The following is a 26,690-nucleotide window of genomic DNA, read 5'->3' as shown; positions in this document are numbered from 1 at the left end:
TCATCCGTCCTCCCGCGTTAAATTCGTTTTATAAATTTCAAAATGATCAAATTTGCGGATTTTAAGAAAAATTCGGTTTGCGGCAAAGTAAATTTTGTAAAAAAGATAAATTTAGCGGGCGGGAATTTGAGAAAATGAGTTAAATTCGGCCGACATCAAATTTAAAAAAGCAAAAATTTGAAATATTCACGTGATTTTTAGAGGCTTAAATTTAAAAAAGAGTAAAATTAGCGGCCGTCAAATTTGAAATTTGAAACAGGCGAGTAAATTCAAATAGAAAAAGATAAATTTTAAACCGTCATTAAATTTAAAAGCAAAATTTGATAAAAATGAGCCAAATTTAAAAAAGCTTAAAAAATAAAAAGCTAAATTTAGCGAGTTTTAAATCCGAAAGGCGCGCCGAATTTTAAAAAAGCTCGCCGACCCAGGCTCGCTCTTAAATTTTGTGCCGGCATAAAAGTCTCTAAATTTAGGTGAGAAAAACCGGCCCTAAAACTCACAAGATAACCTCGCCTCCAAATTTTCACAAGTCAAACAAGCTCTTGAAAACTTTAACGTCCCGCTTATCTCCAAATTTACGCCCCGCCCGCAAAGGCAAGGCGTAAATTTACTCAGTCCTCGTCCTCTTTTTCTTCGATTTTTCTGCGCACTTTGACACTAGAGATGCTAGCACCATCCATCTTGCGCACCTCGTAGTAGCAGTTTTCGTCCTCAATCTTGTCGCCTACGACCGGCAAGCGACCGATGAGATTAAAGACGTATCCGCCGATCGTTAGCTCCTCGGTCTCATCGTCAAAGCTTATCCCCATCAGCTCCTCTACGCTTTCCAGGTCAAAGCGCCCCTGAAACTCGTAGATATTTTCGTTGATCTTTTTGTAGTGCGGGCACGCATCGTCGTGCTCGTCGTTAAAGTCGCCCAGGATCTCTTCTACTATATCTTCCATCGTGAGCAGGCCCGCCGTGCCGCCGTATTCGTCCACGACGAGAGCGGCGGAGATTTGCTGTTTGTTCATCATCACGAGGATTTTAGATATCGAGAGGTTTTCGGGCACGATGACGAATTTACGCACGATACTGTCAAATTCGCGCTTTTTATTGCCCAGATCGATTTGCAAGATATCTCTGATATGGATCATGCCTAGGATTGCGTCCTTGCTGCCGTCGATGTAGGGATAGCGCGTGTATTTGGAGTCAAAGATCACTTTGATGTTTTCTTCGTAGCTTTTTTGCTTGTTTATGCAGACCATATCGCGGCGCGGCGTCATTATCTCTTTGGCGACCGTGTCGGAGAAATCAACCGCATTTTTGATGATCTCGGTCTCAAAGCTATCGAGAACGCCGCCTTTTAGGCTCTCGCCCACGATGATTTTTATCTCTTCTTCGGAGTGGGCCAGTTCGCTCTCTTTGACGGGCTTGATGCCCAAAATTTTAAGCGAAACGCCGGCTAGAAAATCAAAAGTCTTGATAAGCGGCGAGAAAACCACCCAAAATACATGTAACGGACGCGCGATGGCAAGGACTGCTTTTTCCGATTTTGCGATGGCGACGGACTTTGGCACCAGCTCGCCTAGCACCACGTGCATGAGCGTGATCAGCGTAAACGCGATCGCAAACGCGACGGTGTGGACTAAAATTTCGTTTAGATTAAAGTATGTTTTTAGCGGCTCCTCGATCAGTCTAGCGACCGCCGGCTCGCCGATCCAGCCAAGAGCCAATGAGCTTAGCGTGATGCCCAGCTGCGTGGCGGAGAGGTAGGTATCGAGGTTGTTTGACATATCAAGCGCGGTTTTTGCGTTTGGCACTTTGTCCTTAGCAAGCTCCTCTAGACGACTCTTGCGGACTTTGACGATGGAAAATTCTGATAATACGAAAAAAGCGTTTAAAAATACGAAGAAAACCGCGAGAGCGATCATAAAAATCGAGTCGGCGCTACTGGGGTGCAATTAAAAATCCTTAAAAATTAGAATGAAATGTGGCGATTATAACAAAAAATCGGGAATTTTAAACTGAAAGCGCATTTTTACTACCTTTGACGCGAGCGAGCGACGCGGAGGCTATTTTGCCGCGTTTTCGCGCTTTTAGCCTCGTGCGCACCCTGTCTGCGGCTTAAATTTGTGCGCAAATTTAAGCTCCGCGCTAAACTTGTAATACAAATATTGCTTATTTTATGCGACCTTTGGCTTAAAATTCGCGAAATTTATCTAAATTTGATTTGGTGCCGGCAAAAATTCAGCGAACAAATTTAAAAGCCGAATTTGACGCGCCAAGACCCGTGCCGCAAAAATGCAAAATAAGGCAAACTCGGCTAAATTCGCAATTTTGCCTCGTTTGCAAAATTTAGGCTCGTTTGCAAAATTTAGGCTCGAATTTAAAGCCAAAAAAGGGCAAAATAACAAATTTGACGAGTAGTTTATAGCTTTGACACTACCGAATTTAAGCTCTCGCGCAAATGCGAATTTTGCTTGCCGCGGCTTTTAAAATTTGAGTCCGAATTTGACTGGTTTTTATTTTTTAGCGCTTATGCCGTCAAATTCGCTCGCCGAAATTTCTAAAAATTTAATCCCGAATTTGGCTAAAAACTATGCGTTTGGGTAATGCGCGGATTAAATTAATGAAGCGATTTAGCGTGCAACTCACAGATAAGACCGCAAAAGCCCTAAAACTGCGGTTTGCCGCCGTTTGCTTTCGCGCCGTTTACGAAGTCGATCGCTATTTTTTGGCAGGCCTTTTTGTCCTTTTTCTCAAGGCACAAGGCCTCAAGCTCCTCGCGGCTCATACCTTTGTAATCGGCCACCGTTTTGGTCGTCCCGCCCATATAAAGCCACGTGAGAAAACCAAGCATAAACAGGATAAATATCAATCTCGCCACGCCCGCTCCTTTGCAAATTTATTTTAATGATACAGCGACGGGGGTTAAATTTAGCTTGATTTTGCGCCAAATTTGACGCGGTGCGGCGCTCAAATTAAAAAAAACAGTCTCGTGATAGATATCGCCGCAAAAACCAGCAAAACGATAGCCGTCCTTTTATCGCCCTCAAATAACGCCCCGGGATAGAACGCGAGCGTTATCGTAAAAGCTACGAGCGCTATTATCTGCCTTCCGTCCGAGTCGTGATCGGTGAATTTCAGCTCAAAAACGATAGAGCCCATAATCAAGATCCAAGCAAAAAAGCAGGCCAGTCGCCATTTCATCATCTTATCCACTTTCGTCCGAGTTAAATTTGAGCCGCGCGACCCGCCGCGATCATAAAAGCGAGCGAGATCGTGTGGGCTAAATTCGGAATTATACCGACATATCTGCCGTTTTGCAATTTTCACTTTTTTGCGAGCAAAATCCGCCGAACCCTCGCGCTAAATTTGCGGCTCGCAAGCAGGCCAAATTTCGGCAAAAGCGTTAAATTTGCACGGGTATCGGCGCCCGCATAAGTCAAATTTGGCAAAACAGACGCTGTGTTTAAAAAATCGCAAGGGTAAATTTTACACAAAAACAGCGATCTAACGCGCATAAATTTAGCAGGGCTTGATATGTTTGCGATCAAATCTCAAATTTAAAAACAAATAGATGTTTTCGTCGTTTTTTTGCGAGCAAAAAATGGGTGCAGTGGGCGTATTTCGAGCTCGCGGCACTGCCAATCGACCTACGCGCAAGCGCAGACGATCGAGTCTCCAAACAACCGACGCAAGGACTTTTACGATATCTTACAAAACGTCAAAGATCGCAAAATAGACGATTTTTGGACTCGCGTGCTTAAATTTCAAGATCGCCTTTTTCTACGTCTTGCTTACGACGATGACGAACTATTTTACGCGAGTTTGGACATTTAAGCGGCTAGAGGCGATAACCTTTGACTATATAAAACGTCAAAATCGATATCAAAAGCAGCTCACAACGTATCCAAGAGGATATCTACCGCTTTGTCGATGCGGCGAAAAATTTAGGCTCGCAGGTAGCCGACGCCGCGATGACGCTCATCGCCTCTATCCCGATACTTTGGGCGCTTAGCGGTCATTGACATCCCGGTGCTCGGCAAAAGCGGGGGCTCGCTCGAACGGATCGCGCTAACGGTTAGTATCGGTGGACTAGCGATCTCGTGGTTTGCGGGTATCAAGCTGCCGGTCTTGAATACAACAACCAAAAAGCCAAAGCCGCCTTTAGAAAAAGCTCGTCTATGCCGAGAATAACAAGGCAAACTACGGCGCACCCAAGAAGCTTAAAGGGTTATTTAAGGATCTAAAGCGAAATTATTACAGGCTATTTTTGTGCTACGGATACTTTGAGATCTAAAAATATATGTTCGGCCAAAGCACGGCTTATCGTCCCGCTCGTCGCGATGGCCCTAGCGGGCTCGATAACGCTTGGCGTGAGGTCAAAACGCCTTTAACCAAGCGCGGGTCGCTCGCGGCGCTTATGGGCAACCGGACGGTCATCACCGAGCTGCGCTCTATCTATAAAAGGCTTACCGAGTATAAGCACATTAAGCCGGATGAAAATTTACAAAGCGAGCCGGCGTAAATCCGGCTCTTTGAATTCGGCTTTTTGGTTGCGCGGCGACTCGGCCTTTGCGATATATTATTTAGCTCAGCCATGTCGTCGTCGGCTCAAATTTAGCTTTGATTCGGACGCAAATTTGAGGACTCGCCGGGCTGCAAATTTGGCAAATTCACAGCTTCTTTAAATTTGGCGCGCGCTAAATTTGAGGGCTCGCAAGCGGCGGTTAAATTTGAGCTTGCGCAGTCGCAGAAATGCGCAGTCGCGTCCGAGCCGTCTAAGCCGAGCCGCGAAAATTTGCCAAATTTGACTCAAATGCATTAAGCGCGAACCCGTTTAAACCAGCTAAACGACTCGCATCTAAATTTATAGCCGCCAAAACAGAGCTCAAATTTACGCCGTCAAATTTCCAAAACGCAAATTTACCCGCCGTTTCTTTGCAAATTTGCCGCCGTTAAGCCAAATTTAAACGCATATTTACGAATTTATAGCCGTTTTAGGGGTATAATTGCCCTAAATTTCACAAAACAAAGGTTAAAAATGACGATAAGAAAAATTATTTTGCTCGCCGTATTTACCGCGACGATGCTGACGGGCTGCTTTACGAGCTCCACTAGCGGCGGGGCGCTGGGCGAAAACAGGCGTCAGATGTTTCTAGTGGGCGAGCAGGAGATGAACGAGGCCGCGGCCAAAGCCTACGTAGAAACGCTAAGCGGCGCACGCCAAAAGGGCCTACTAAACATCGATCCCGTGATGACGAAAAAAGTGCAAGACGTCGCCAAGCGGCTCATCGCGCAGGTCGGAGCATTTAGAGAGGATGCGCTAAAATGGAAATGGGAGGTAAACGTCATCGACGAAAACACGATAAACGCGTGGTGTATGCCGGGCGGTCGCATCGTCGTTTATAGCGGCATCATCAAAAATCTATCGCTCACAAACGGCGAGCTGGCCGCAGTCATGGGGCATGAGATCGCGCACGCGCTGCGTGAACATAGCCGCGAGCAGGCCAGCACCGACAGGCTCAAAAACGTGGGCATTTTCGCCGTTTCGCAGGCTGCGGGACTGGGCGATCTGGCCGCCGGTGCGATAAATATCGCCGCGCAATACACCATCTCGCTGCCGTTTTCACGTTCGCACGAGCGCGAGGCCGACCACATAGGCACGGAGCTGATGGCGCGCGCGGGCTATGACCCAAAAGAAGCGGTGAACGTCTGGGTCAAAATGTCGCAAAAAAGCGGCGGTAACGTGCCCGAGATACTAAGCACTCACCCGTCAAACGAAAGCCGCATCGCCGATCTGCGCAAGGTTGCGGCAAAGCTCGAGCCGATATATTTGCAGGCTAAAAAGTAAATTTTTGCGTAATGCTCTTGCGGATAAAATCGGCCAAAATCGTTGGCGACTACTTGATAAGAGCCTCGAAACTAAAATTTAACCGCGATGATCGGTTCTAATCGAGGCTTGAGCGAGGATTTAAAGGCTTTGCTTTAGCAAATGCGGATAAAATTCGAGCTAATTTTCTAAATTTAATTGCAGAAAATATAAGCTTATTTTAATGCCGCGACTTTTAAGTCTAGCCGTGGCAAATCACGATAAAAACGCGGTTTTAGGCCGATAAAATTTGCATTTATCTGCGGCGCTTTGCTTGCGGGATAAATTTGTCCCCAAATCCGCTCAAAAATATTCCGATGCGAGCGTTTCGCGTTGATATCTTTTGCATTAACGTCACGAGCAAACCCGCAGATGTCGCAAAATTTGCGGTGGTTTGCACTAAAATCCGATAAAAATACGCGCGAATCGGCGATTATAAATTTAAACGCCTAAAATCTACAAATTTAGCCGAATTTATTCACCCGCCAAAGCTTAAATTTTACCGTCCACACCGCTTTTACGTACCGACTTTTCTAAAAACTACGGCTCAAATTTTAAGTCAAATTTGACGGTAGCAGGCTAAAAAGCGCGTTAAATTTATCTAAATTTAAGATCAAGCGGCGCTCCGATAGGCAAGATACAAAATTTAATCAATCTCCCGCATCTTTTCAAGCCGCGCCAAAAACAGCTCGATCCGCCCGAGCCGTGCCGCATCAAGAGCCCTGCCCGAGTAAAAATACTCCACGCTGTTGCCGTTTGGGTAGCAAATCTCGCTATTTTTGCATTTTCCGCTAACCGCTCGGCTGCCCGTATCACAGTCGTTTACGCCTCGTTTTGTCGCGATTTTAGAGTTTGTTCCGCCTTGCTCGCACAGTGCCTTGCTACCATCCGCCGTCAAATCAAAACCGTCTGAAATTTCGCCGGCATCGTCAAGACCAAGGTAAGCTGCGCCGCAAGATAAGCTCAAAGTCCGCCTTTCGCACAAAAGATCGCCGGCATCGCCGGGGCAAAGCGTCTGGCTCAAACCGCGCTCGCTTAAGCCCGTAGATTCGCTAATTTTCTTTAAACCGTCCCGCGCTCGAGCGATATTGCCGCCAAATTTACCCGGCAAATCGCGATCAAACTCACCGCCATTAAATTTCTCTCCGTCAAATTTGCCAATCTCATCGCTCGTATCGGCTTTAAATTTATCGTCTCGCTTGTTGCATACAGCGCCGTTTGCGACGCGGTTTTCATCGCAAAGCTCAAATTTGACCGTGCCATCTGGGTCGAAATTTAATGCAATATTTTCTCTAAATTTTATGCCGTCCTTTTGGCTAGAATTTAAAACCGTATTAGCGCCGTCAAGATTAGAGTTGATCAAACGACCAACAGTGTCACCCCCGCTTCCTTGGGCCGAATTTGCCGTGTTTTTGCCGTGTTTTTGCACAAAATTTACGTCCGAGCCGCCTCTAAAAGCGCCAAATCTTCCCGCTTCTGCGAGCAAATTTCTCTCCGCTGCCCGCAAATTTTTCCCTCTCGCCGCAAGCTCGCTAACAAGACGATTTAGCGTGCCGTCAATGCCGTCGATGATGCGCACATGCGGAGGCAAAATTTCGCGCAAAACGTCCTTAAAATAGTTAAAATGAGTGCAACCAAGCACCAGCGAGCCGAGGCGCGCGAGCTCAAATTTACCCAGCTCCCCCTGCAAATACGTCCGAACTGCGGGCGAATCAAACTCCAAATCCTGCGCAAACTCCACGAGGCGAGGCAGCGGCAGGCTCCATATCTCGCACTCCAGCCGTCCTACGAGCCGCGCTAGCTTTTCGCCGGCGATCGTTAGCGGCGTGGCGATGAGCAGCGTCGGGCGCGAGCCAAATCTGTCCGCAGCGAGCTTGACGGCGGGCTCCATACCGATGATAGGCACGCTAAATGCACTGCGAAGCTCCGAGATGGCCGCGCTGGTGGCGGTGTTGCACGCGATAACGACCGCCTCCGCTCCGTGCGAGACTAAAAACCCTACCGCATCAAGGCTAAGGCGCACGATCTCGGCCCTGCTTTTCGTGCCGTAAGGGACGTGATCCTCATCGGCAAAATACAAAAACTCCGCCCCGCTAAACCGCCCCAGAGCCTCGGCGAGCACGCTAAGTCCGCCGATACCGGAGTCAAAAAACGCTATTTTCAAATCTTTATCCAAGGTTAAATTTAAAAAGAGATTATAACTCAAATTTACGGCAATTTCGCCTTTGGGCGCGAATTCGGCTTTTAACGGCGGCTGGACCCGTGCCTTGACGGCGCTAAAATTTAGGACGAAATTTTATATTTTTTATGTATTTTTACTAAGCCGTAGATGAAATTTTAAAATTTAGCCTCTTTGTGCCCTCGTAAGACGACCCGATCGGGAGCGGCTTTGCGTTGATTTCATTCTCGCTTCTTTCGCTATGTCGCGTCCTTCGTCTTTACGAGCAAGTAGATAAAATAAGGAGCGCCGATAAGCGCGGTCAGTATGGATAGCGGGATTTCGGCCTTAAAAATACCGCGCGCCGCATCGTCTATGAGCAAGAGATAGGTCGCTCCTATCAGTGCGCTGCTAGGCAGCAGAGCGATGAAATTTGAGCCCACGAGCATCCTTGCTATATGCGGCACGATGAGCCCGACCCAGCCGATGATCCCCGCTACCGAGACGCAAGACGCGGTCAGCAGCGTGGAGCATCCTATCACGATCAGGCGTAAATTCCGCACGTCTATGCCCAGGCATTTTACGTCGTCGTCGCCAAGAGATAGGATATTAAGCCGCCATCTCATCAAAAACAGCGGCACGATGCCGAGTAAAAACGGAATAAGAATAATCAAAATGTCGTTTTTGCCTGCGGTAGATAGGCTCCCCATCAGCCAAAAGGTTATGGCGGGCAGCTTTTCGTAGGGATCGGCGGTGTATTTTACCAGCGATATTAAGGCCTGAAAAACGGTAGAGACCAAGATGCCCGTCAGAACAAAAACGAGGATCAAATTTCCTCTTCTGCCGATTTTAGCGCTGATAGCGTAGGTGATCGCTACGGCAAGCAGTCCGAAGGCGAAACTTATCATCTGCGTATAAATCGCTCCGAATGAAAAAATGATCGCCAAAGCCGTGCCTAAACCCGCACCCGAGGAGGTGCCTAGGATATTAGGAGATGCCATAGGGTTTTTAAAAACGCACTGATAAACCGCGCCTGATACCGAAAGAGAGCAGCCCACCATCATCGCTAGGATGACGCGCGGCAGCCTCACCTCAAAGACCACCGTCTGCATCATATCGCCGTAGCGCATCTCGCTTGCGGTCAGTTTTGAAAAAAGCATATCCAAGACCTCATACGCGCTTATTTCGTAGTGCCCGATACTCATAGAAAACAAAAAGCATACTACGGGCGATAGCGCGATGAGGATCGGTTTGAGCCTTGCGCTCTTTTTACCAAACATAGCCTTCCGACTAATCCAAATCGCCTAAAATTTCTTTACACTCCTCATCGCTTAAATCGTATGAGAAGAACTGCTTTGAGAATTTTTTCAGCTCGTCTTTGAGGCTGATCTCTTTTAAGGCTTGCGGATAAAATAACTTCGCCGCCCAAAGCACCGTCAGAGGCTGCTCCATAGTGCGGTTCGCCCACACGTGACCGAAAACGGGCGTAACGAAAACCCTTTTGTTTTTCACCGCTTTTAGCCCCTTAAATCTCGGATCCTCATAGGCAAATTTCTTATCCGCGCCGGTTTGAACCAGCAAAAAATCGGGATCCCAAGATAAGAGCTGCTCTAGCGAATAGGTCTGAGACTCACCCATACGAATTTCTTTTGACACGCTTATGCCGCTCGCTTTTTCTATCCACCACTCGCCTATCTCATGCCCGAGCGCCAATCTTTTTAGCGTCGTGTTTAAAACTTTTACTTTCTTATCCGCGTGGATATGCGCGACCGCGTCGCCGACCTTTTTTATCATATCGTCAAAGTATGCGTCATACTCCTGCGCGCGCGCCGATTTATGGAAAATTTCACCCAACAGATCCACGACCTTTTTAGCGTCATCCGCGTCCTTCCACGTCAAAACGACGGCGTTTAGCCCTTTTTTAGCGACCTCGTCGGCTTGTCTTTTATCCATCGTAAAAACAATATCGGGGCGAACCTTCAAAAGCTCCTCCATGATGATGGAGCTCTCGGCATCCTCGACTACAGGATAGTTTTTAAGCGCGGGATTAAATTTATAGTGATATTTCCACCTATCGGTTTTGGTAAATCTAGGTGGCAAAGCATTTGCTATCTTATCGCCCTCTCCCATAGCGAAAATGAAGCAGTTTAGAACACCCACGGAGCCTAGCGTCGCAACGCTTCGTATGTTTTCTGGGACCTGCACCTGCCTTTGGGCAAAATCCCGAATGCTTTTTGTTTGGGCGGCATACGCGCCGAGTGCGAATACCGCGGACAATAATAGGGCTTTTAAAAACCCGAGCCAAATTTTTTTCATAACTTCCTCCTTTCATCGCTTATTGCGAATTTATTAGCAAATTTCTTAAAAAAATGATACCCCGAACCGGCCTGGGCGATGATATCCAAAAGCTCGTCGGCATGCGTGGTATAAACTCCGCCGATATGCTTTACGCCGCATTCAAATAAAGCTTGCGGTAGCATAGAGACGGTCGGCCCTACGACAACCACATCGGCGCCGGCTTTTTTAAAGCTTAAAATTTCCTCCAGCGTATCGTTTATAAGCGTAGTTCCGGTTATGATGAGATTATCGGCTTTAGGTACTACGTTTTTTGCTTCGCTCGCGGGCAGATAATATACAAGCTCATTTTCTTTCAATACGCTTTTATCAAGCTCCAAAATTCGAAAATCCCTGCCGTTTTTCATCATATCTTTGATATAAGGCACCAGCGCACCTATGATCACGCTAAATGAACCGTCCTTAAATGTAAGCTCATCAAACGGATCGGCGTTTAATTTGATATTGTAAAGAGAAGGGTTTTTTTGAAAGCAGGTTTGAGACAGGGCGTTAATAACGGCTATGGCGATCGTTTTTTTAAGAGGACTGGGACTGTTGATATCTCTTGTAAAAAATTCTATCCCCTTACCGACCATACCGCCCGAATGCGGCATAACGGCAGCTTGAGAGGGGCAACAGACAGCTTGCGGAAAGGATTTGAGCGGAGTGTAACTGATGCCGCAAACTCCGTTATTAAGCTTCACGCCCGTAAAAAACAGTCCGACAACCACTCGCTCTACGCTTAAACGCGCCGCTTCATCGCCTAAAATTTTATGTATTTGTTTTAAGGTTTGAGTAAGGATCAGATTCATATGTTCTCCATTTAGACGCTTCTTTTATGAAGGCTTTATCTACTTTAAGCTCTACCGCCGCTTCATCGCCTTTAAAAAGCGTTTCGCCTTTGGGGATTTTCAGCACCGCGTTCGCGTAGCTGACGCAGCTTATGCGCGCGGAGTGATTTATGATGCTAGGCGGGTAGCACAGATAGCTTTCTTTTTGCTTTAAGATTATTACTTGTTGATAAAGATCGAGCATCGCAGGCGCGCTAAAATCGCTCATAAGAGTTACGTTTAGCACGGCGGGCTTGACGTTGGGTCTTTTTGAAAACCACTCGATCAGCGGCTTTAAATACCACTTCATCGTTAGCTCGGCGCCTATAGATGGTCCTACTATGCCGAGCACCGGCGTATCGCCTATCATCGCAAAACTAGTGGGTTTTGCGGGCGCGTGCGAGAGTGTGGAGACGACGAGCTCGCCGAGACTTTGAAAGACTTTGGAGGTAAAATCCATCGTCCCTTTTGAAGAGCCTGCGTTAAAGACGACGATATCGCTGTTTTGCACGGCGTCTTGCAGAGTTTGTTTTAAAAGCCAAAGATCGTCGGGGATGATGGGATAGATGTTTGCTTTCGCGCCCCACTCGCGCATCAGGGCTTTAAACAGTAGCGAATTCGCCTCTGCGTTTTTGCCCGTTTTTAGCGGCATTTTAAAATGACTCAGCTCATCCCCCGTCGGAATAAACGCCACTACGGGCTTAGCCAAAACCTCTACGCTTTTAACGCCCGCAGCCGCCATAAGGCAGATATGCTCGGCCCTTAAGACCTCGCCCGATTTTATCAAAAGCTCCTTTTCTTTGATGAACGAGCCGATTTGATTTACGTTGCAGCCCTCGTAAGCGGGCGCTTTTACGATGCGAAGTTTTTCGTTTTCGAACGAGACGTCCTCTATCCTCACGACGGTGTCGAATTCGTCGTCTATATAAACGCCCGTGTTGCCAAATGCGTAATCGTCGCCTAAAACCCATTCGCGCTCGTCTTTTTTCGATAAATTTTCAAATTTAAAAGCGATGCCGTCAAGCGCACTCGAGCGCACCGCAGGAATATCTCTGCGCGAAAAAACGTCGCAAACAAGCGTCCTGCCGAGACTCTTTTCTACCGGTATCGTTTTGATTTTGGGCTTAAATTTGCACCTTTGGCGTAAAATTTCTAAAAATTCTTCTCTTGAAGGGTGATTCATGGCAACTCTCGCTATACATAGTTTTAATTTATATAATTTTATATATTATAACGATTTTTAGGCTATTATGTCAATATAATATTTAAACTTAAAACCCATCTAAGCGTGAGATAACCGAGAGCTTGGCATCGGTGTAAATTTATCGCGCAAATTTTATAAAAGATGCGCAAAAAGTCGAACATGCGCTCTGATAAACCACTACAGAGCTCCGGAGTTGTTGATTGCAGGCACTATCTCAATATCCGCGTAACATTCAAATTTAAGGATTCCCGCTTTATTTTTCGGCCGTATTCGATGCAGACTTTGGCTAGGGTGAGCATGTGCCGTACGCGGTTGTAATTTTGTCTACGGCTTACATTAATTGTTTTATTCTATAATACATCAAAATGGTTGTTTTTACGTTTTTAACAGATAGAAAAATTTGACCATAGGAGAGAGGAAAGATACATACGATAAACGATGAAACCGATTGATGAAAACCGAAACAAAGCCGTACTGACCACTCGTTATGTCGTCAAAAATAATTCGCCTGTTGTTACTGTTATCTATGATGAAGATGGCGACTGGCAGTTTTTGGGTGCAGAAGAAATAGATGAAAGCGATGCCGTAGTACTCTCGATGAAAGAAATGATAAAACACGACGGTACATTATACAATGTTCCCGAATTAAAATGCGGTCAGTCTGCTGTGCGTGAAAACATACATTCGCCTTGGCAGATTGAATAATTTTTATGGAAATATTAATTGAAGGAGTTAAAAAATGAATGGAGAAGAATTTGTAAAACTTTGCTATAAAGAAAAAGAAACTATTTTGAATGAATATTTTAGCGAAAGTTCTTCCACGGCAGTTGCAAAAAAACTAAAGAATTTAATGCGAGACGGAGTTGGTAAAGATGATTTATATAAACTCATAGATTCGGTTATGACAGATACTTATTATACATTACTTCTCGGATTGGATGGAGCGGCTTCTTTGGGCGGTAAACAAATATCATATAAAATCTACGACGAAAAAGGAACCTTGTTAAATAAATGTGGCGAAATTGAAGGACATGCATTTACATATTTTATGGAAAGATAAAACTAAAGTTTGTCAAAAAGGATATATTATGCTTCATTTGGAAAAAGTAAACGGGAAAAACATTTGGGATATTTTGAAACTGCAGGTATCGGAAACACAGAAAAGCTTTGTTGCTGCCAATGATATAAGCATCATTGAAGCCTATATTACAATCACCGCAAATGGTTATGCATTTCCATTCGGGATATATGACAATGAAACACCGGTCGGATTTTTGATGATCGGTTTTGATGTTCATGACTATTGGATTGACGCACCTGAAATAGCAAAAGGAAATTATAATCTTTGGCGTCTGATGATTGATAAAGCGTATCAAAACAATGGATTTGGAAAAGAAGCGGTTAAATTGGCTCTAGATTTTGTTAAGACTTTTCCTTGCGGAAAAGCTGAATATTGTTGGTTGTCTTATGAACCTGAAAATCAAGTTGCACGTAAACTATATAGCTCATTCGGTTTTGTCGAAACAGGAGATATGGATGGAGAAGAACTTATCGCAGCGTTAAAGTTATAATATAAATTTTGCATTAAAGTCTGTGGCATTCAATAATAAAGTATCTCTAAAAAACTTAGGTTAGCTTTTTGCAAGATATCAAGCAACATAAGATATAATGAAAGTGAAGAAGAAAAAATTAAATGTAAAAAACTATAAAATTGCCGGTTATAATTCGATTAAAAAGCTTACCATTACATTGCTTGTTTTTTTGATAAAAGATGCCGCCCCTATTTAGTTCACGGATGCAGTAACTGGCGCTGGGCGATAGTGATAAATTTAACTCCGCTTTTGCCCTGACAGGATTAAATTTAGCTAAATTTTACTTCAAATTTTTACTCCATTTCGCTGTCTATTCGAATTTTAGAGTTATCTTAAATTTTACTTTTTTCGTACTTTGCAACGGATATTTTTCGCATTTTTATCTTTCTTAGCTATGAATTATTTTATAGTCTTGAGCCCGGTTCTAAAGCACACAAATTTTTCCGGAAGTGCTAAAATTTTACATCGTGGCTAGGACAAATTTTGATTTTATATAAAATGGCGTCAAATTTGAGCCGAAAAAATAATAAGTAAAATTTAATTAGCAAGGGTTAAATTTAAGCGGCGCCAAAAGCTCGGATCGCCGCTCAAATTTAACCTATTTTACGCTATTTTCAGCTTTAAATTTAGCCAAAAGCTCCTCGTCGCATTTCGGGCAGTATTCGTGCTCGCCGCTGATGTAGCCGTGCTTGGCGCAGACACTAAAGACCGGCGTTATCGTGATGTAGGGCAGCTTGTAGTTGTTTATCACGCCGCGCACGAGATCTTTGCAGGCCTGCGCCGAGCTGATGCGCTCCTTCATATACAGATGCAGCACCGTGCCGCCCGTGTAGGAGCTTTGCAGTTCGTCTTGCAGATCGAGCGCCTCGAACACGTCGTCGGTGAAATTTGCCGGCAGCTGCGTGGAGTTGGTGTAGTAGATATTTTCGCCAAAACCCGCCTGGATGATATCCGGATAGCGCTTTTTGTCCTCTTTGGCAAAGCGATACGTCGTGCCCTCGGCTGGCGTGGCTTCGAGGTTATAAAGGTTGCCGGTGCTCTCTTGAAATTCGCGAATTTTACCGCGCAAAAACTCGATCATCTCGATCGCAAACTCTCGCCCGAAATCAGTCGCGATATTTTCCTTGTCGTTCGTGAAATTACGCAAAAGTTCGTTCATACCGTTGATGCCGATGGTGCTAAAGTGGTTGTTAAAGTGCTTTAGATAGCGCGCGGTATACGGGTACAGGCCGCGTTCGTACATCTCCTGGATAAAGGCGCGCTTTTTTTCGAGCGTGGATTTGGCTAAATTTAGCAGATACTCAAGGCGCGTATAGAGTCCCTTTTTATCGCCTTTATATAGGTAGCCCAGGCGAGCTAAATTTAGCGTCACGACGCCGATACTGCCGGTCATCTCCGCGCTGCCGAACAGCCCTCCGCCGCGCTTTAGCAGCTCGCGCAAATCCAGCTGCAAGCGGCAGCACATTGAGCGTACGTGTCCTGGCTTATAGGCTTTGTCGTTTGCGACGCGGTTGCCGTTTTCATCGACCGTGTATTGAGAGCCGACGAAATTTTGAAAATAGCTCGATCCCATTTTCGCCGTGTTTTCAAAAAGCACCTTCGCCACCTCGCTGTCCCAGTCGAAGTCCTCGGTGATATTTACGGTAGGTATCGGGAAGGTAAATGGCTGCGAGCACTTGTCGCCCTCGGTCATAATCTCGTAAAAGGCCTTATCTATGCGGTTCATCTCGGGCTCAAAGGCGCGGTAGGTCATATCGGTTAGCTTGTTAAAGCCGCGTTTGGCGGCCTCCTGCGCCAGCTCCGCATCCTCTAAATCGCTAAATATATGCCTATCCTCGCGCGTAGGTATCTGATCGCGCAGATCGGACGGGCAGGTGATGTCGATCGTTACGTTGGTAAACGGACTCTGGCCCCAGCGAGCCGGCACGTTTAGGTTAAAGATAAAGCTCGTTATCGCCTTTTTGATCTCTTTATCGCTTAGCTTGTCGCGGAAAACATAAGGTGCTAGGTAGGTGTCAAAGCTGCTAAACGCCTGCGCGCCCGCCCACTCGCTTTGTAAAATTCCTAGGAAATTGGCCATCTGATACAGCGCCTCTCTAAAGTGCTTTGGCGCCTTGCTCTCGACCCTGCCGCGCACGCCGTTAAAGCCCTCGTTTAGTAGCGCCCTCAAACTCCAGCCCGCACAGTAGCCGGTAAGGCAGTCAAGATCGTGGATGTGATAGTCGCCGTTTCGGTGCGCTAGGCCCTCTTCTTTGCTATACACCTTATCCAGCCAGTAGTTGGCGATGACCTTGCCCGCGGTGTTGTTGATGAGGCCGGCGTTTGAGTAGCTGGTGTTTGAGTTGGCGAGAATTCGCCAGTCGGTGCCGTTGATATACTCGCTGATGGTTTGGGTGGAGTTGATGTAGGTCGTATCTTCGTTTAGTCCTAAAATTTGCTCGCGCTGAAGCTTGTGCGTGTGGCGGTAGAGCATAAAGCTCTTCATCACGTCGAAGTGTCCCGCGTTAAAAAGCGCCTTTTCGATGTAGTCTTGTATGTCCTCGACGCTCAAAACTTCGCTATCAAACACATGCCCCATCACGTCCAAAAAAACCTTGTCGTCGTACTCTTTAGACTCGCTTTCAAAGGCTTTTTTGATCGCGTCTTGGATTTTATACGGGAGGTATTCTTGCTTCGTGCCGTCGCGTTTTAGGATAAATTTCATTTCATTCCTTACGTTAAATTTTAGTGATAAATTTGACGAAAGTATAGGCAAAGTTGGCTTAAAATTCCGCGACCGGAATTTAGCCTCCGAGCATTTTAAAAATGTCATTTTTTAGTTTATAATAGCTTGTAAAACGCGTATTTATAGGAGTTTTACAGAAAGCTAATAAAATTTGAGCCGAAATCGTTTTTGTTAGGAGATATTAAATTTGAATAAATTTTAAAAGAAGCTCAAAAACAAGCGAAAGTTCAAATTTGACGGGATTTTGCGGGGGTAAAATTTGATAAATTTGAAAGAGAGAAAGCCCCGCCGTAAAATTCGGCGGGAAAGTTTTTATTCGTCGTATCTTAAGAAAATATCCTCGCCGCCTTTTTCAAGGTTTAAGATACCTTCGCCGCGTTTAAACGTTATCTCCGCGCCGTTGTCGTTCGCTAGCCTTACGCCGCTTGCGGTGACCGCGTTTTTAAGGTTGATTTTGCGTCCTTTGCTGTCTTCTAGCACGGCGGTGTTAAATTTGTCCGTAGAGCTTAGCGTAACTACGTATTTAGCGTCGTTTACGCCGGTAAATTTGATCACTTCGGCTTGCGATTTGGTGATCTGAGCTTTGTTCGCACTCTCGCTTTTGTGCGCGTGGCAACCGCTAAGCATCGCAACCGCGGCAAAAGCCGCCAAAGATGAAACTAAAAATTTCTTCATTTTCGTCCTTTTTTGTGAAATGAGACCAGGATATTACTTCAAAATAATTTATATAAAGTAAATTTAGCCAGGCTGGAGTCCTAACTCAAGGCTAAATTTACCCGCGGGCTTACGCTTATCTGGATAAATAAACCGCCGCAAATTTATCGCCGCTCTTAAAAACTCGAGAAATCGGCGAATTTTAGGCATCAGCTACAGCCGCAACCGCAGCAAGATTTCGCGCCGCCGTGAAGCTCGGAGATATAAAATTTGACCGAATTTAGCCCCTCTTTTAGAGCCCATTCGTAAGCCGCCGAAACGAAGCCCCAGTTGATATTTTCAAAAAATTTTTCCAGATACGCCGGGCGCGCATTCTTGTGATCGACGTAGTATGCGTGCTCCCAAACGTCCGCGACTAAAAGCGGCACTAGCCCGTCCGTCACCGGAGTTTGCGGGTTGCTCGTTTGCACGATTTGCAGTCTATCCTCCTTCGGATTATACACGAGCCACGCCCAGCCCGAACCAAAAAGCGTAGTCGCCGCTTTTAAAAATTCCTCTTTAAAATTCGGAATATCTTTTTCCAAGCGAGCTTTTAGTTCGCCGCTCATTTGGCTTTTTTTCGAGATGCAGTCCCAGTAAAAGTCGTGGTTATAGACCCGAGCGGCGTTATTAAAGAGCCCGCCCGAGCTGTTTAATAAGATGTCATAGAGATTTGCGCCCTCAAACTCCGTGTCTTTTATCAAATTATTTAGGTTATTGATATAAGTTTGATGGTGTTTGCCGTGATGATAGATACAGGTTTCTTCGCTGATGAGGGCATTTGCTTTCGGATCGAAAGGAAGTTTTCTAAGTTTAAACATAATTTTTACTTTATAATAAATTTTATCAACATTATAGCGACAAAAAAGTAATTAATTTATTAACATATAAATAAAATTTTCCCGTTTTTTTACTTTTTTGACAAATTTTACTCATTTTTGGCACAAAAAAGCTCAAATTTTACAAATTTATGTGTAATTTCGTAACGTTTAGTATTTTAAGCTTGTGATTCGTCTTAAAAATACACTAAAATTTGATTGTCAAATTTGAGATAATGTTACTTATCTACACATAAATTTAAATTTTGTCATAAAAATGCAAAAAATTTTCCCACATTCGGAGTTTTTGTAGATTATAATTGCACCTAGCTGATTTAGCTAATCTTTTAAAAAGGATCACAGATGAAAATTAAGTTACTTTCCGCACTGCTTCTTTCTTGCGCGCTTGCGGGCAGCGCGTTTGCCGCAGGCAAAACATATACGATCAAATTCGCCCACGTCGTGGCCGCTTCTACGCCAAAAGGCAAGGCTGCAGACTTTTTTGCCAAACGAGTCGGCGAGCTTAGCGGCGGAGCGATCAAGGTAGAGGTATATCCTGCCGCATCGCTGATGGACGACGATAGGGTTTTTGCGGCGCTAAAGCTTGGCAACGTACAGATGGCTGCGCCTAGTTTTTCTAAATTTACGCCGATAGTGCCGCAGTTTCAGCTATTTGACCTGCCGTTTATCTTTAGAGACAACGCTCACCTTTATGCTGTTCAAGACGGCGAAGTCGGACAAGCTCTAAAAGATCTAATCGCTAAAAAAGGCTTCATCGCGCTTGATTTTTGGGATGCTGGATTTAAGCACTTTAGCTCAAGCAAAAAGCCTATCGTAGAGCCTGCGGACGCTAAGGGACAAAAATTCCGCATCCAAAGCTCAAAAGTACTTGAAGAGCAGATCAAAGTAGTCGGCGGAAACCCGCAAGTATTGCCGTTTTCAGAGGTTTATCCGGCCCTTCAACAAGGCGTAGCCGATGCGACCGAAAACCCGCTTTCAAACTTCTATAACTCCAAATTTTACGAGGCTCAAAGCTCTTTAACGCTCTCTAGCCACGGATACTTGGGATACCTAGTAGTTTTTAGCGAGAAGTTCTGGAAAGGCCTGCCTGAGGATATGAAAGCGCACGTAAAACAAGCTCTAAGCGAAGCTACGACTTATGAGCGCGAAGAGACGGCTAAAGAAGAAGAGCACATTTTAAGCGAGCTTAAAAAATTCGCAAGCGAGAGCAAAAAGCTTGAGATCATCGAGCTAAACGCCGATCAAAAAGGCAAATGGGCGGAAGCTATGAAGCCGATTTATCCGAATTTCTACAAAACGATCGGTCAAGATTTGATAGAAAAAACGATAAATACGAAGTAGGCTTTTTATGGGTAAATTTTTTGAGATTTTAGATGTCGGCATCGCCTCGGTAAACAAAACCGTAGCGGTGCTAGGCATCGCCGCAGGCACGCTGCTGGCTTTCATCAACGTCGTGATGAGGTATTGCTTTAATACGGGCTGGTCGTGGGCGGGCGAGCTAACCAACTATCTTTTTATCTGGTCGGCGTTTTTCGCCGCCGCTTACGGCTTTAGAAAAGGCATACATATCTCGGTTACGATTTTGATCGAGAGATTTCCCGCTCCTATCGCCAAGGCCTATCTCATCTTCGCAAATGCCATAACGACGGTGTTTTTGATGTTCGTCGTGGTTTATAGCGTGCAGTATCTGCAGGTGATGATCGAGCTTGATTTTATGAGCGTGGATCTAGGCGTACCGCAGTGGGTGCCGATGCTAGTGCTACCGATAGCGTTTTTAGGTGCCAGCTACCGCGCCGGAGAGAAAATTTACCGGATCGCTACGACGCCCGCCGATAAAGTCATCATAAACAACGAAGCCGAGATGATACGCGACTCGGTCAAGAAAAGCTAAGGAGAGCCTATGACCATCGCATTTTTGTTTATCTCGCTGTTTAGCCTCATGCTCATAGGCGTTCCTGTCGCCGTTTCGCTAGGAGCCAGCACGGTTCTTACGATGCTTCTTTTTACGGATCTTGACGTCGCGACGATACCTCAGCTCATCTTTGACGGTATCAATAAATTTGCCCTTATGGCGATCCCGATGTTTATCCTAGCCGGAAATTTACTGAGCAAGGGCGGTTCAGCTAGACGCATTATAGATTTTGCCAAATCCATGGTCGGACACTTACCCGGCGGCCTACCGATGAGCGCGATATTTGCGTGCGTGATATTTGCCGCGGTTTCGGGCAGCTCGCCCGCTACGGTCGTAGCGATAGGGTCTATTATGTTCGTCGCTATCAAAGAAGCGGGTTATCCAAAAGAATACGCCGTGGGCGGCATCACAACCGCGGGCTCGCTAGGCATCCTCATCCCGCCTTCGGTCGTTATGATCGTTTACGGCGTGACGGCCGAGGTCAGTATCGCACAGCTCTTTATGGCGGGCGTAGTGCCGGGAGCGATGCTGGGAGGTATGATGATAGCGCAGACTTATATCGGAGCGAAAAAACTCGGCTTTAAAGCGACCAAGCCAGAACCTTGGAGCGAGCGAATAAAGAAATTCGGCAAGGCGTTTTGGGCGCTGCTAATCGTAGTGGTCGTTATCGGCGGTATCTACGGCGGCATTTTCACCCCAACCGAGGCTGCTGCGGCTAGCGCGATTTATGCGCTGATCATATCGCTGTTCGTCTATAAAGATATCAGATTTAAAGACCTGTGGGATATCTGCCTAGAGTCTGCTATCACGACGGCGATGATATTTTTCATCATCGCAAACGCGGTCGTGTTTGCCTACCTGCTAACTAGCGAAAACATCCCGCAAACGATAGCAGATAGCATCCTAGCCGCAAATATCGGCAAGATCGGCTTTTTAATCATCGTAAATATCCTGCTTTTTATCATGGGGCAGTTTATGGAGCCCTCATCGGTCGTGATGATTATGGTGCCGCTACTGCTACCGATCGCGACTGCGCTAGGCGTGGATCCGGTGCACTTTGGTATCCTGCTCATCGTAAATATGGAAATCGGTATGATCACGCCGCCGGTCGGGCTAAATTTATTCGTAGCAAGCGGCCTAACGGGTATGAATCTAAAAGACGTCATCGTCGCGTGCTTGCCGTGGACTTTGACGCTATTTGTCGGGTTAATGCTAGTCACATACGTGCCTGAAATCTCGCTTTGGCTACCGAGGCTGATGTACGGGGGCTGATTTAAATTTGCAAATTTACGGCGACTCGCCCTAGCTTATAAGCTCGGCGACCGACCGTAAATTTTGATATCTCTTCTTATCTTTTACACTAAATTTTATTCAAATTTCGCCGATATCGTTTAAAAGCTAAATTTTAAAAGGATTTTAGATGATAAGCGCTATAAACGGATTTAACGCAAATGCAAATTTCTATTTTAGCGGCGCTAGCGGGCAAAATTTAAAAGCGCGCAAGGAAAAAGAAGCTGCCGATTCGGCCTCAAATTTAAGCTCCGCACAGCCGAATTTAACGGCGCGGGTTGATTATGACGCTCTTGATCCGGATAAACTAGACCGAGATCAGCTCAAAATTTGGGCGGATAATGTTGATCCGGACAAGCTAAACGGCAAAATTTTAAGCAAATGGCTCGGCGTAAAAATGGGGTTTGAAAAGGTAGTGAATGACTGGCATAAGGAGCTCGGACTAAAGCCGGGCAAGCCCGTAGCCGCAAGGAGGATATTTTCGCTAAGCGGCTATACGAGAGACGATAAAATCAGCGTTTGGGGCAAGATAAACGGACTTGATCCGAGTATCGACAAAGAAAAAGCCGCCGAGCTAAAAAGCTTCATCGATAGCACACGGGCTTTGCGTGTGCACGCGGGCGATCCGTCCGATATATTTAGGCAGGACGTCTTTAGCGTGGATGAATTTTTGAGTAAATTTAACGTGGATTTGGGCGGGTTTGGCTCGGGGCTTGGCATGCGTAGCGGTAGCGGCCTGATAATGGACGCCAAGGCCTCAAAGCTACTGGATTCTGATATGAGCGAGGAGGAGTTTAAAGATAAATGGCTCGAGTACGCGGCAAATAAAATCCTAGGCGAATACGCAAACGTCAAAATTTCGCTCAAGGACGGCGCGCTAAATTTCGACCAAACGCCCGCGAAAGAGCGCATTACGCTTCTTGGGCAAGAGATAGAAGATCGCGTGAGCTACGCGGACGAAGCGAGCAAAAAAGATTTTTTTAAATTTCTAAAAGATGCGTTTAAAAACGGCGAGAGTATCGGAGACGCGCTACAAAAAATCGCGCTAAAAAAAGGTGATTTTGATGAAACGGCCAAAGAGGAAGCACAAGCAGACACCGCAAAAGAAAAGAAATTTAAACCCATCCAAGCCGCTAGCAAAAGCCAAACCTACGTTTATAAAGATATAAAGCGCGAGTTTTTCGAGAAATTTTTAAAGGCCGAGCGCGAAAAAGGAACGGACGTAACCAAGCTTTTAGAGGCTCTAAATAAAATCCGAAAGCTAGATATAAACGTATAAATTTAGCTATTTCGCAGATATCGTCAAGGCAGCCTAAACGCGGAGCAAATTTACGTGTTTACGCAAAGCTTGGATAGAGAATTTTACGTTTTGCTTTTTACACTCTTTTATTCATCAAATTTTGCCGCCGTTTTTATCAAATTTATTTAAATTTCTCGCTAAATTTGGGCGGTAGGGACGGCAAATTTGACTTTTAAAATTTTGCAAGACATTTATGGATTTTAAAATGATTTAAAAAGGTGTCAAATGCAAGCAGGTAGCACAAATTTAAGAAATACACGCATTTTACTTTGTTCCAAGGTCTTTGCCTAGTGGCGCATCTTTTCGGCTAGGCGCTTTTTGTAGGTGCGCTTGAAATGAAACGCCCAAATTAGCGGAAATATTATCTCCAGCCCTTTCCAAAATGCAAACCCGCCATATCCCCCAGGAATGGCAAAAAACATCTGCAAACCACATAGCAAGCAGCCACATAGCTTGCCCCAAAGACAGTGCCCAAATCTATTATTTTAGAGTCGGTCGCAACAATCCGGATCGCAATCAAATATATGAAAGCGCTTGCTAGCGCGGCCGGAAAAAACCAATTCAGAACGCCTAATTTTTGATGGTCTATATCCGCGCTAAGATAGCCTACTACGCACGCGATGATACATAGGGCGCATAAGATAATGCGCAGCACGGCCAAATAGCGTAGCTCACGGGGTTGTATCGCGCTTTCGTAGCCGCTGTTTTTGCAGCTACTACTTTGGCTGTTTTTGCCGCCGCGCCCCGCCACATAGACAAGATGTGCGCCCAGCGCTATGAAACACGCGCATGCTGCAAAGTCCCAAAATATGAAGTTACCGAAGATCATCCCGCCCGAGCCATCATCGCCCGTAGGTCCTATTAAATAAGGCCACGAAATTTTCACTATACAAAACGTCGCCGCGAGCAAAATCGGGTGCAGCGCAAGCCTGCCGTTTCGCAAATCAGAGAGTAAATTTTTAAAATATCCCATGCTTTCCCCTTAAAATTCCGCGGAATTCTGAAATTCTGAAAAAATCCGTTCAATAAATTTTGCGGTTTTGAAATAAAATAACCAAAAGTCGCGTATTTTTCATACTTAAATTTAGTCGCGACGTTTGGATTTACAATCAAGCGGCGGCATTTTCTAGAAGTTGCAAGCGCAGCGCGAACTAAAATTTAAAATATCGTCGTTTCGTAATTTAAACCTATCTTGTAAACGAAGCTTCAGGTTTAGTCCGCTCAAATTTAACCCGCCGACAAATTCACCACACAAAGCCGAATTTAAGCGCGTAAATTTACATCTCGTAGCTATCCTCTTCGTCTTCGTCGCCGTATTCGTAGTCGTTCTCGTCGTAGTTGTAGCCGTATCTATCGGATCTCTCGTCGTCAAATTCGGAGTATTCCTCCTCCAGATCTTCTTCTTCGTAGTCAAATTCTTCGTTCATTTTCTCTCCTTTAAAATTATTTTTTCACTTCTTCGACGTATAGGCTCTGGCTAGGGAAGGCAAATCCTAGCCCGTTAGCCTCCACGATGTCCATTATCTTCATCATCACGTCCTCTTTAACGGCCAAAAACTCGCCCCAAACTATCGTCTTTGAAAAGCAATACACGAGGATATTTATCGAGCTATCGGCAAACTCGTCCACGACGACGAATAAATTCGACTTATAGCCGGCCAGGTCGTCGATCGAGACGATACCGCGGTCGTATCGGCTAGCCTTTTTAGAGCCCATATCGTCGCCCTTTGCGATGCCTGGGTGCTCTAGTAGCATCTGCCTGATCTCCTCGATGCACTTTTTGATCTGCTCGGTCGTGGCGCTGTATTTTATGCCGATCAGCATCCTGATGCGTCGTCCCATCTTTCGCCTGCTCCAGTTTCGGATCGGATCGCTGGCTAGCTTTGAGTTTGGCACGAAGATAAGGGCGTTGTCAAAGGTTCGCACGGTCGTTTTTCTGAGTCCTATCTCCACGACCGTTCCCTCGATGTCGCCGCAGACGATCCAGTCGCCTTGCGAGAACGAGTTGTCAAAGAGCAACATCACGGAAGCAAAGAAATTCGCCAAGATATCCTTGGTCGCGAGAGCTACCGCAAGGCCGCCGATACCAAGAGACGCGATGATGGCACTGACGTTAAATCCGAGCTTGCTAAGCACGATGAGCAGCGCGATAACGAAAATGATGAAATAGATGATCTTTAGGATCAAATTTATCACCTCTTTGCGACCGCTTTTTTTGGTGAGTTCGTTTATGAGCACCATGCCGTAGCCGTTTAATACGCTGAGCACGAGCCAAGTGACGGCGACGACGAAGGTGATCGTGAGGAAATTTGCAAATTTTATCGGCATCGGAGCCGGGTAATACGCGATCGAGACGCAAATATCTATCGCGTAGGCGATGAGGGTGAGCAGCATCGGACGCTTGATGATCTCGACGATACGCCCTTTTGTCTGCCTATCGGAGTCATGCTTGACGAAAAATTTCATTAACGCCCACAGCGTGAGCTTACTAAGCAGCGTCGTAAACGAGACGAAAAACAAAAACACGACGAATATGATCGCGGCTTTGCCGACGTTAAATTTGCTCGTAAAGGAGGCCTTTTCGTTGATAAAATCTATCGCCGTTTTTAAATTTAGCTCCGAGATGATGTAGTTTGACGTGAGCAGCTCGGCGTTGTCGCGCAGATAGTGGAGTATCTCTTCAAACGTCTTTTTGTGCGCATCTAGCGCGTCTAGCTCGCCTTTGTGCGCCAAGGCTACTTCTTCGCTTAGCGAGTCCTTGAAAGCCTTAAACTGCGCGTAAAACTCGGTCTGAAAGCTAAGCAGCGTCTCCTCGACGGCAAGCTTGACGTTCACGGCTTTGCCGCCCTCTTTAAAGATATTTTCCAAATTTAAAAGCGAGGAGTAAAACAGCCCGTCAAGCCGCATACGCTCAAGCTCGAGCATATTTTTGACGTATAAATTTTGATTGCCCTGGTTTTTTAGCTTTTTGGTTTTTGCGCTCAGAGTTTGCATCTCTTGCTCAAATTTTCGCACCTGCTCCTCATCAATCTCGATTTGCATGATGAGATAAGGGATCTGCTCGATCAGCTTTTCTTTTTTATCCAAGACCGTCTTAAAAAGCACGCTTTTATCGGCGGTTTCGTTATTTTCGGCGGACTGTGCCTTGATGACGGCGATCTGGGCGTTTGCTTCGTTGATTTGATTTACGACGCTTAGGATATCGGTCGCGTTTAGATCGTCGCTTGCGGTGTTTGCGAGTAAATTTAAGCTAAAGCACAGCGCGAAAACGGCGGCTAAAATTTTTCTCATTTTTCGACTCCTAGCAGTTTAAAGCTCTTCGTTACGAAGTTGTAGTTGTAAATTTCGCCGGTTTCTATTATGTAGTGCCAGGCGTAAATTTTTAGCTCGTTATCTTTAAATTTGGCCTTGACGTCCGGATAGCTCAGTAAATTTTCAAGCGAATTTACAAGACTTAGGCGCTCCGTTAGCCACTCTCTTTTTGCGATATTATCGCCGAAAAGCTTTTGTACGCGTCTTTTTACGGGACCTAGCAGATCAAGCCAACGCTTAACGTTTGGCGTTTTGCTAAATTTATCCTCGTCCATCCATAGCGCAGCGCAGCCGCCGCAGTTACTATGTCCGCAGATGATGACGTTTTGCACGTTTAGCGTTTGCAAGGCGTACTCGATCGCCGAAGTCGTAGCTAAAAATTCCTCGCTTTTGCGATACGGCGGCACGATGTTTGCGATATTTCGCACGACTACCAGATCGCCCGGCATCGTATTTGTTATGAGGTTTGGCACTACGCGCGAGTCGATACAACCGACAAAAAGAGTGTGCGGCGTCTGCTTCTCGCCTAGGCTTTCAAAAAGCTCCTTGTGCTCCAAAAAATCCTCTTCCATAAATTTGACCGCACCGTCTAAAATCTCTCGCATCCGCTTCCCTGGTAAATTTTATAAAATATTATATCAAAA

23 protein-coding genes and 2 pseudogenes are annotated in these 26,690 nt (G+C 45.7%); 10 read left to right on the top strand and 15 right to left on the bottom strand.

Annotated elements, in window-relative coordinates; genetic code table 11:
- Window positions 1-611: 611 nt before the first annotated feature.
- From CRECT_RS00825 to CRECT_RS00815, 3 genes are all read right to left on the bottom strand, one after another.
- A complete protein-coding gene (locus CRECT_RS00825; RefSeq protein ID WP_002943362.1) occupies window positions 612-1,943 on the bottom strand; it encodes a hemolysin family protein in 1,332 nt (443 codons plus the stop codon).
- A 713-nt stretch (window positions 1,944-2,656) separates the two neighbouring features.
- A complete protein-coding gene (locus CRECT_RS00820; protein ID WP_002943270.1) occupies window positions 2,657-2,869 on the bottom strand; it encodes a hypothetical protein in 213 nt (70 codons plus the stop codon).
- 89 nt (window positions 2,870-2,958) lie between these two features.
- Window positions 2,959-3,204 carry a hypothetical protein gene (locus CRECT_RS00815; protein ID WP_124851384.1) on the bottom strand — a complete coding sequence of 82 codons (246 nt, stop codon included), beginning with the start codon at window positions 3,202-3,204 and terminating at the stop codon, window positions 2,959-2,961.
- 662 nt (window positions 3,205-3,866) lie between these two features.
- On the opposite strand from CRECT_RS00815, the gene CRECT_RS12400 reads away from it, so the two are divergent.
- The 3 genes and pseudogenes from CRECT_RS12400 to CRECT_RS00805 all read left to right on the top strand — a co-directional run bounded on the left by CRECT_RS12400 (window position 3,867) and on the right by CRECT_RS00805 (window position 5,839).
- The gene (locus CRECT_RS12400; RefSeq protein ID WP_227932322.1) at window positions 3,867-4,013 is read left to right on the top strand and encodes an SbmA/BacA-like family transporter; all 147 of its coding nucleotides are present in this window, start codon (window positions 3,867-3,869) and stop codon (window positions 4,011-4,013) included.
- Window positions 4,014-4,213: 200 nt separating this feature from the next.
- Window positions 4,214-4,285: pseudogene (locus tag CRECT_RS12395) on the top strand (hypothetical protein); the annotation flags it as partial.
- 744 nt (window positions 4,286-5,029) lie between these two features.
- A complete protein-coding gene (locus tag CRECT_RS00805; protein ID WP_002943238.1) occupies window positions 5,030-5,839 on the top strand; it encodes a M48 family metallopeptidase in 810 nt (269 codons plus the stop codon).
- A 1,534-nt stretch (window positions 5,840-7,373) separates the two neighbouring features.
- Here the strand turns inward: CRECT_RS00805 and murI are convergent.
- The 5 genes and pseudogenes from murI to CRECT_RS00775 form a co-directional block, all read right to left on the bottom strand.
- Window positions 7,374-8,021: pseudogene (gene murI / locus CRECT_RS13130) on the bottom strand (glutamate racemase); the annotation flags it as partial.
- Window positions 8,022-8,275: 254 nt separating this feature from the next.
- Complete coding sequence (locus CRECT_RS00790) at window positions 8,276-9,295, bottom strand: FecCD family ABC transporter permease (RefSeq protein WP_002943178.1); 1,020 nt, start codon at window positions 9,293-9,295, stop codon at window positions 8,276-8,278.
- 10 nt (window positions 9,296-9,305) lie between these two features.
- Entirely contained in the window at window positions 9,306-10,331 is a 1,026-nt protein-coding gene (locus CRECT_RS00785) for an ABC transporter substrate-binding protein (RefSeq protein ID WP_002943450.1), read from the bottom strand.
- Window positions 10,328-11,161, bottom strand: coding sequence for a DUF364 domain-containing protein (locus tag CRECT_RS00780; RefSeq protein ID WP_002943032.1), 834 nt, complete (start codon window positions 11,159-11,161; stop codon window positions 10,328-10,330). The genes CRECT_RS00785 and CRECT_RS00780 overlap by 4 nt, the downstream gene beginning before the upstream one ends.
- A complete protein-coding gene (locus tag CRECT_RS00775) occupies window positions 11,121-12,362 on the bottom strand; it encodes a molybdopterin molybdotransferase MoeA (RefSeq protein ID WP_002943395.1) in 1,242 nt (413 codons plus the stop codon). Before CRECT_RS00775 ends, CRECT_RS00780 begins: the two co-directional genes overlap by 41 nt.
- A gap of 459 nt (window positions 12,363-12,821) precedes the next feature.
- Here CRECT_RS00775 and CRECT_RS00770 point away from each other — a divergent pair, with 459 nt between their 5' ends.
- Genes CRECT_RS00770 through CRECT_RS00760 form a run of 3 tightly spaced genes read left to right on the top strand, consistent with a single transcriptional unit; the run spans window position 12,822 to window position 13,954 of the window.
- Window positions 12,822-13,088 (top strand): hypothetical protein, encoded by a 267-nt coding sequence (locus CRECT_RS00770; RefSeq protein ID WP_039887625.1) that lies wholly within the window; start codon window positions 12,822-12,824, stop codon window positions 13,086-13,088.
- Window positions 13,089-13,122: 34 nt separating this feature from the next.
- A complete protein-coding gene (locus CRECT_RS00765) occupies window positions 13,123-13,443 on the top strand; it encodes a hypothetical protein (protein ID WP_002943326.1) in 321 nt (106 codons plus the stop codon).
- A gap of 28 nt (window positions 13,444-13,471) precedes the next feature.
- Entirely contained in the window at window positions 13,472-13,954 is a 483-nt protein-coding gene (locus CRECT_RS00760) for a GNAT family N-acetyltransferase (protein ID WP_039887628.1), read from the top strand.
- A gap of 619 nt (window positions 13,955-14,573) precedes the next feature.
- Here CRECT_RS00760 and CRECT_RS00755 read toward each other — a convergent pair.
- From CRECT_RS00755 to sodB, 3 genes are all read right to left on the bottom strand, one after another.
- Window positions 14,574-16,679, bottom strand: a complete 2,106-nt coding sequence (locus tag CRECT_RS00755; protein ID WP_039887629.1) for a ribonucleoside triphosphate reductase — start codon at window positions 16,677-16,679, stop codon at window positions 14,574-14,576.
- A gap of 333 nt (window positions 16,680-17,012) precedes the next feature.
- On the bottom strand, window positions 17,013-17,375 hold the full coding sequence (locus tag CRECT_RS00750; protein ID WP_002943234.1) for a hypothetical protein: 363 nt from the start codon (window positions 17,373-17,375) through the stop codon (window positions 17,013-17,015).
- A 188-nt stretch (window positions 17,376-17,563) separates the two neighbouring features.
- Window positions 17,564-18,214 (bottom strand): superoxide dismutase [Fe], encoded by a 651-nt coding sequence (gene sodB, locus CRECT_RS00745; protein WP_002943161.1) that lies wholly within the window; start codon window positions 18,212-18,214, stop codon window positions 17,564-17,566.
- Window positions 18,215-18,574: 360 nt separating this feature from the next.
- On the opposite strand from sodB, the gene CRECT_RS00740 reads away from it, so the two are divergent.
- The 4 genes from CRECT_RS00740 (at window position 18,575) to CRECT_RS00725 (ending at window position 22,713) form a co-directional block, all read left to right on the top strand.
- Window positions 18,575-19,573: a DctP family TRAP transporter solute-binding subunit gene (locus tag CRECT_RS00740; RefSeq protein ID WP_002943467.1), complete on the top strand. Its 999-nt coding sequence runs from the start codon at window positions 18,575-18,577 to the stop codon at window positions 19,571-19,573.
- A 7-nt stretch (window positions 19,574-19,580) separates the two neighbouring features.
- Window positions 19,581-20,123: a TRAP transporter small permease gene (locus CRECT_RS00735; RefSeq protein WP_002943216.1), complete on the top strand. Its 543-nt coding sequence runs from the start codon at window positions 19,581-19,583 to the stop codon at window positions 20,121-20,123.
- Window positions 20,124-20,132: 9 nt separating this feature from the next.
- Window positions 20,133-21,416 carry a TRAP transporter large permease gene (locus CRECT_RS00730; protein ID WP_002943580.1) on the top strand — a complete coding sequence of 428 codons (1,284 nt, stop codon included), beginning with the start codon at window positions 20,133-20,135 and terminating at the stop codon, window positions 21,414-21,416.
- A gap of 148 nt (window positions 21,417-21,564) precedes the next feature.
- A complete protein-coding gene (locus CRECT_RS00725; protein WP_002943341.1) occupies window positions 21,565-22,713 on the top strand; it encodes a Cj0814-related protein in 1,149 nt (382 codons plus the stop codon).
- A gap of 382 nt (window positions 22,714-23,095) precedes the next feature.
- On the opposite strand, the gene CRECT_RS00720 is transcribed toward CRECT_RS00725, so the two are convergent.
- The 4 genes from CRECT_RS00720 to CRECT_RS00705 all read right to left on the bottom strand — a co-directional run bounded on the left by CRECT_RS00720 (window position 23,096) and on the right by CRECT_RS00705 (window position 26,651).
- Window positions 23,096-23,707 carry a hypothetical protein gene (locus CRECT_RS00720; RefSeq protein ID WP_171992655.1) on the bottom strand — a complete coding sequence of 204 codons (612 nt, stop codon included), beginning with the start codon at window positions 23,705-23,707 and terminating at the stop codon, window positions 23,096-23,098.
- A 304-nt stretch (window positions 23,708-24,011) separates the two neighbouring features.
- Entirely contained in the window at window positions 24,012-24,161 is a 150-nt protein-coding gene (locus tag CRECT_RS00715; protein ID WP_002943039.1) for a hypothetical protein, read from the bottom strand.
- 16 nt (window positions 24,162-24,177) lie between these two features.
- On the bottom strand, window positions 24,178-26,025 hold the full coding sequence (locus tag CRECT_RS00710) for a mechanosensitive ion channel family protein (RefSeq protein ID WP_002943574.1): 1,848 nt from the start codon (window positions 26,023-26,025) through the stop codon (window positions 24,178-24,180).
- The gene (locus tag CRECT_RS00705) at window positions 26,022-26,651 is read right to left on the bottom strand and encodes a carbonic anhydrase (RefSeq protein ID WP_002943437.1); all 630 of its coding nucleotides are present in this window, start codon (window positions 26,649-26,651) and stop codon (window positions 26,022-26,024) included. Before CRECT_RS00705 ends, CRECT_RS00710 begins: the two co-directional genes overlap by 4 nt.
- Window positions 26,652-26,690: the final 39 nt, after the last annotated feature.

Source organism: Campylobacter rectus, from assembly GCF_004803795.1.
GTDB classification, from domain to species: Bacteria; Campylobacterota; Campylobacteria; order Campylobacterales; family Campylobacteraceae; genus Campylobacter_A; species Campylobacter_A rectus.
The sequence above is the reverse complement of the archived record's forward strand: the minus strand, read 5'-3'. Positions and strand labels throughout refer to the sequence as shown.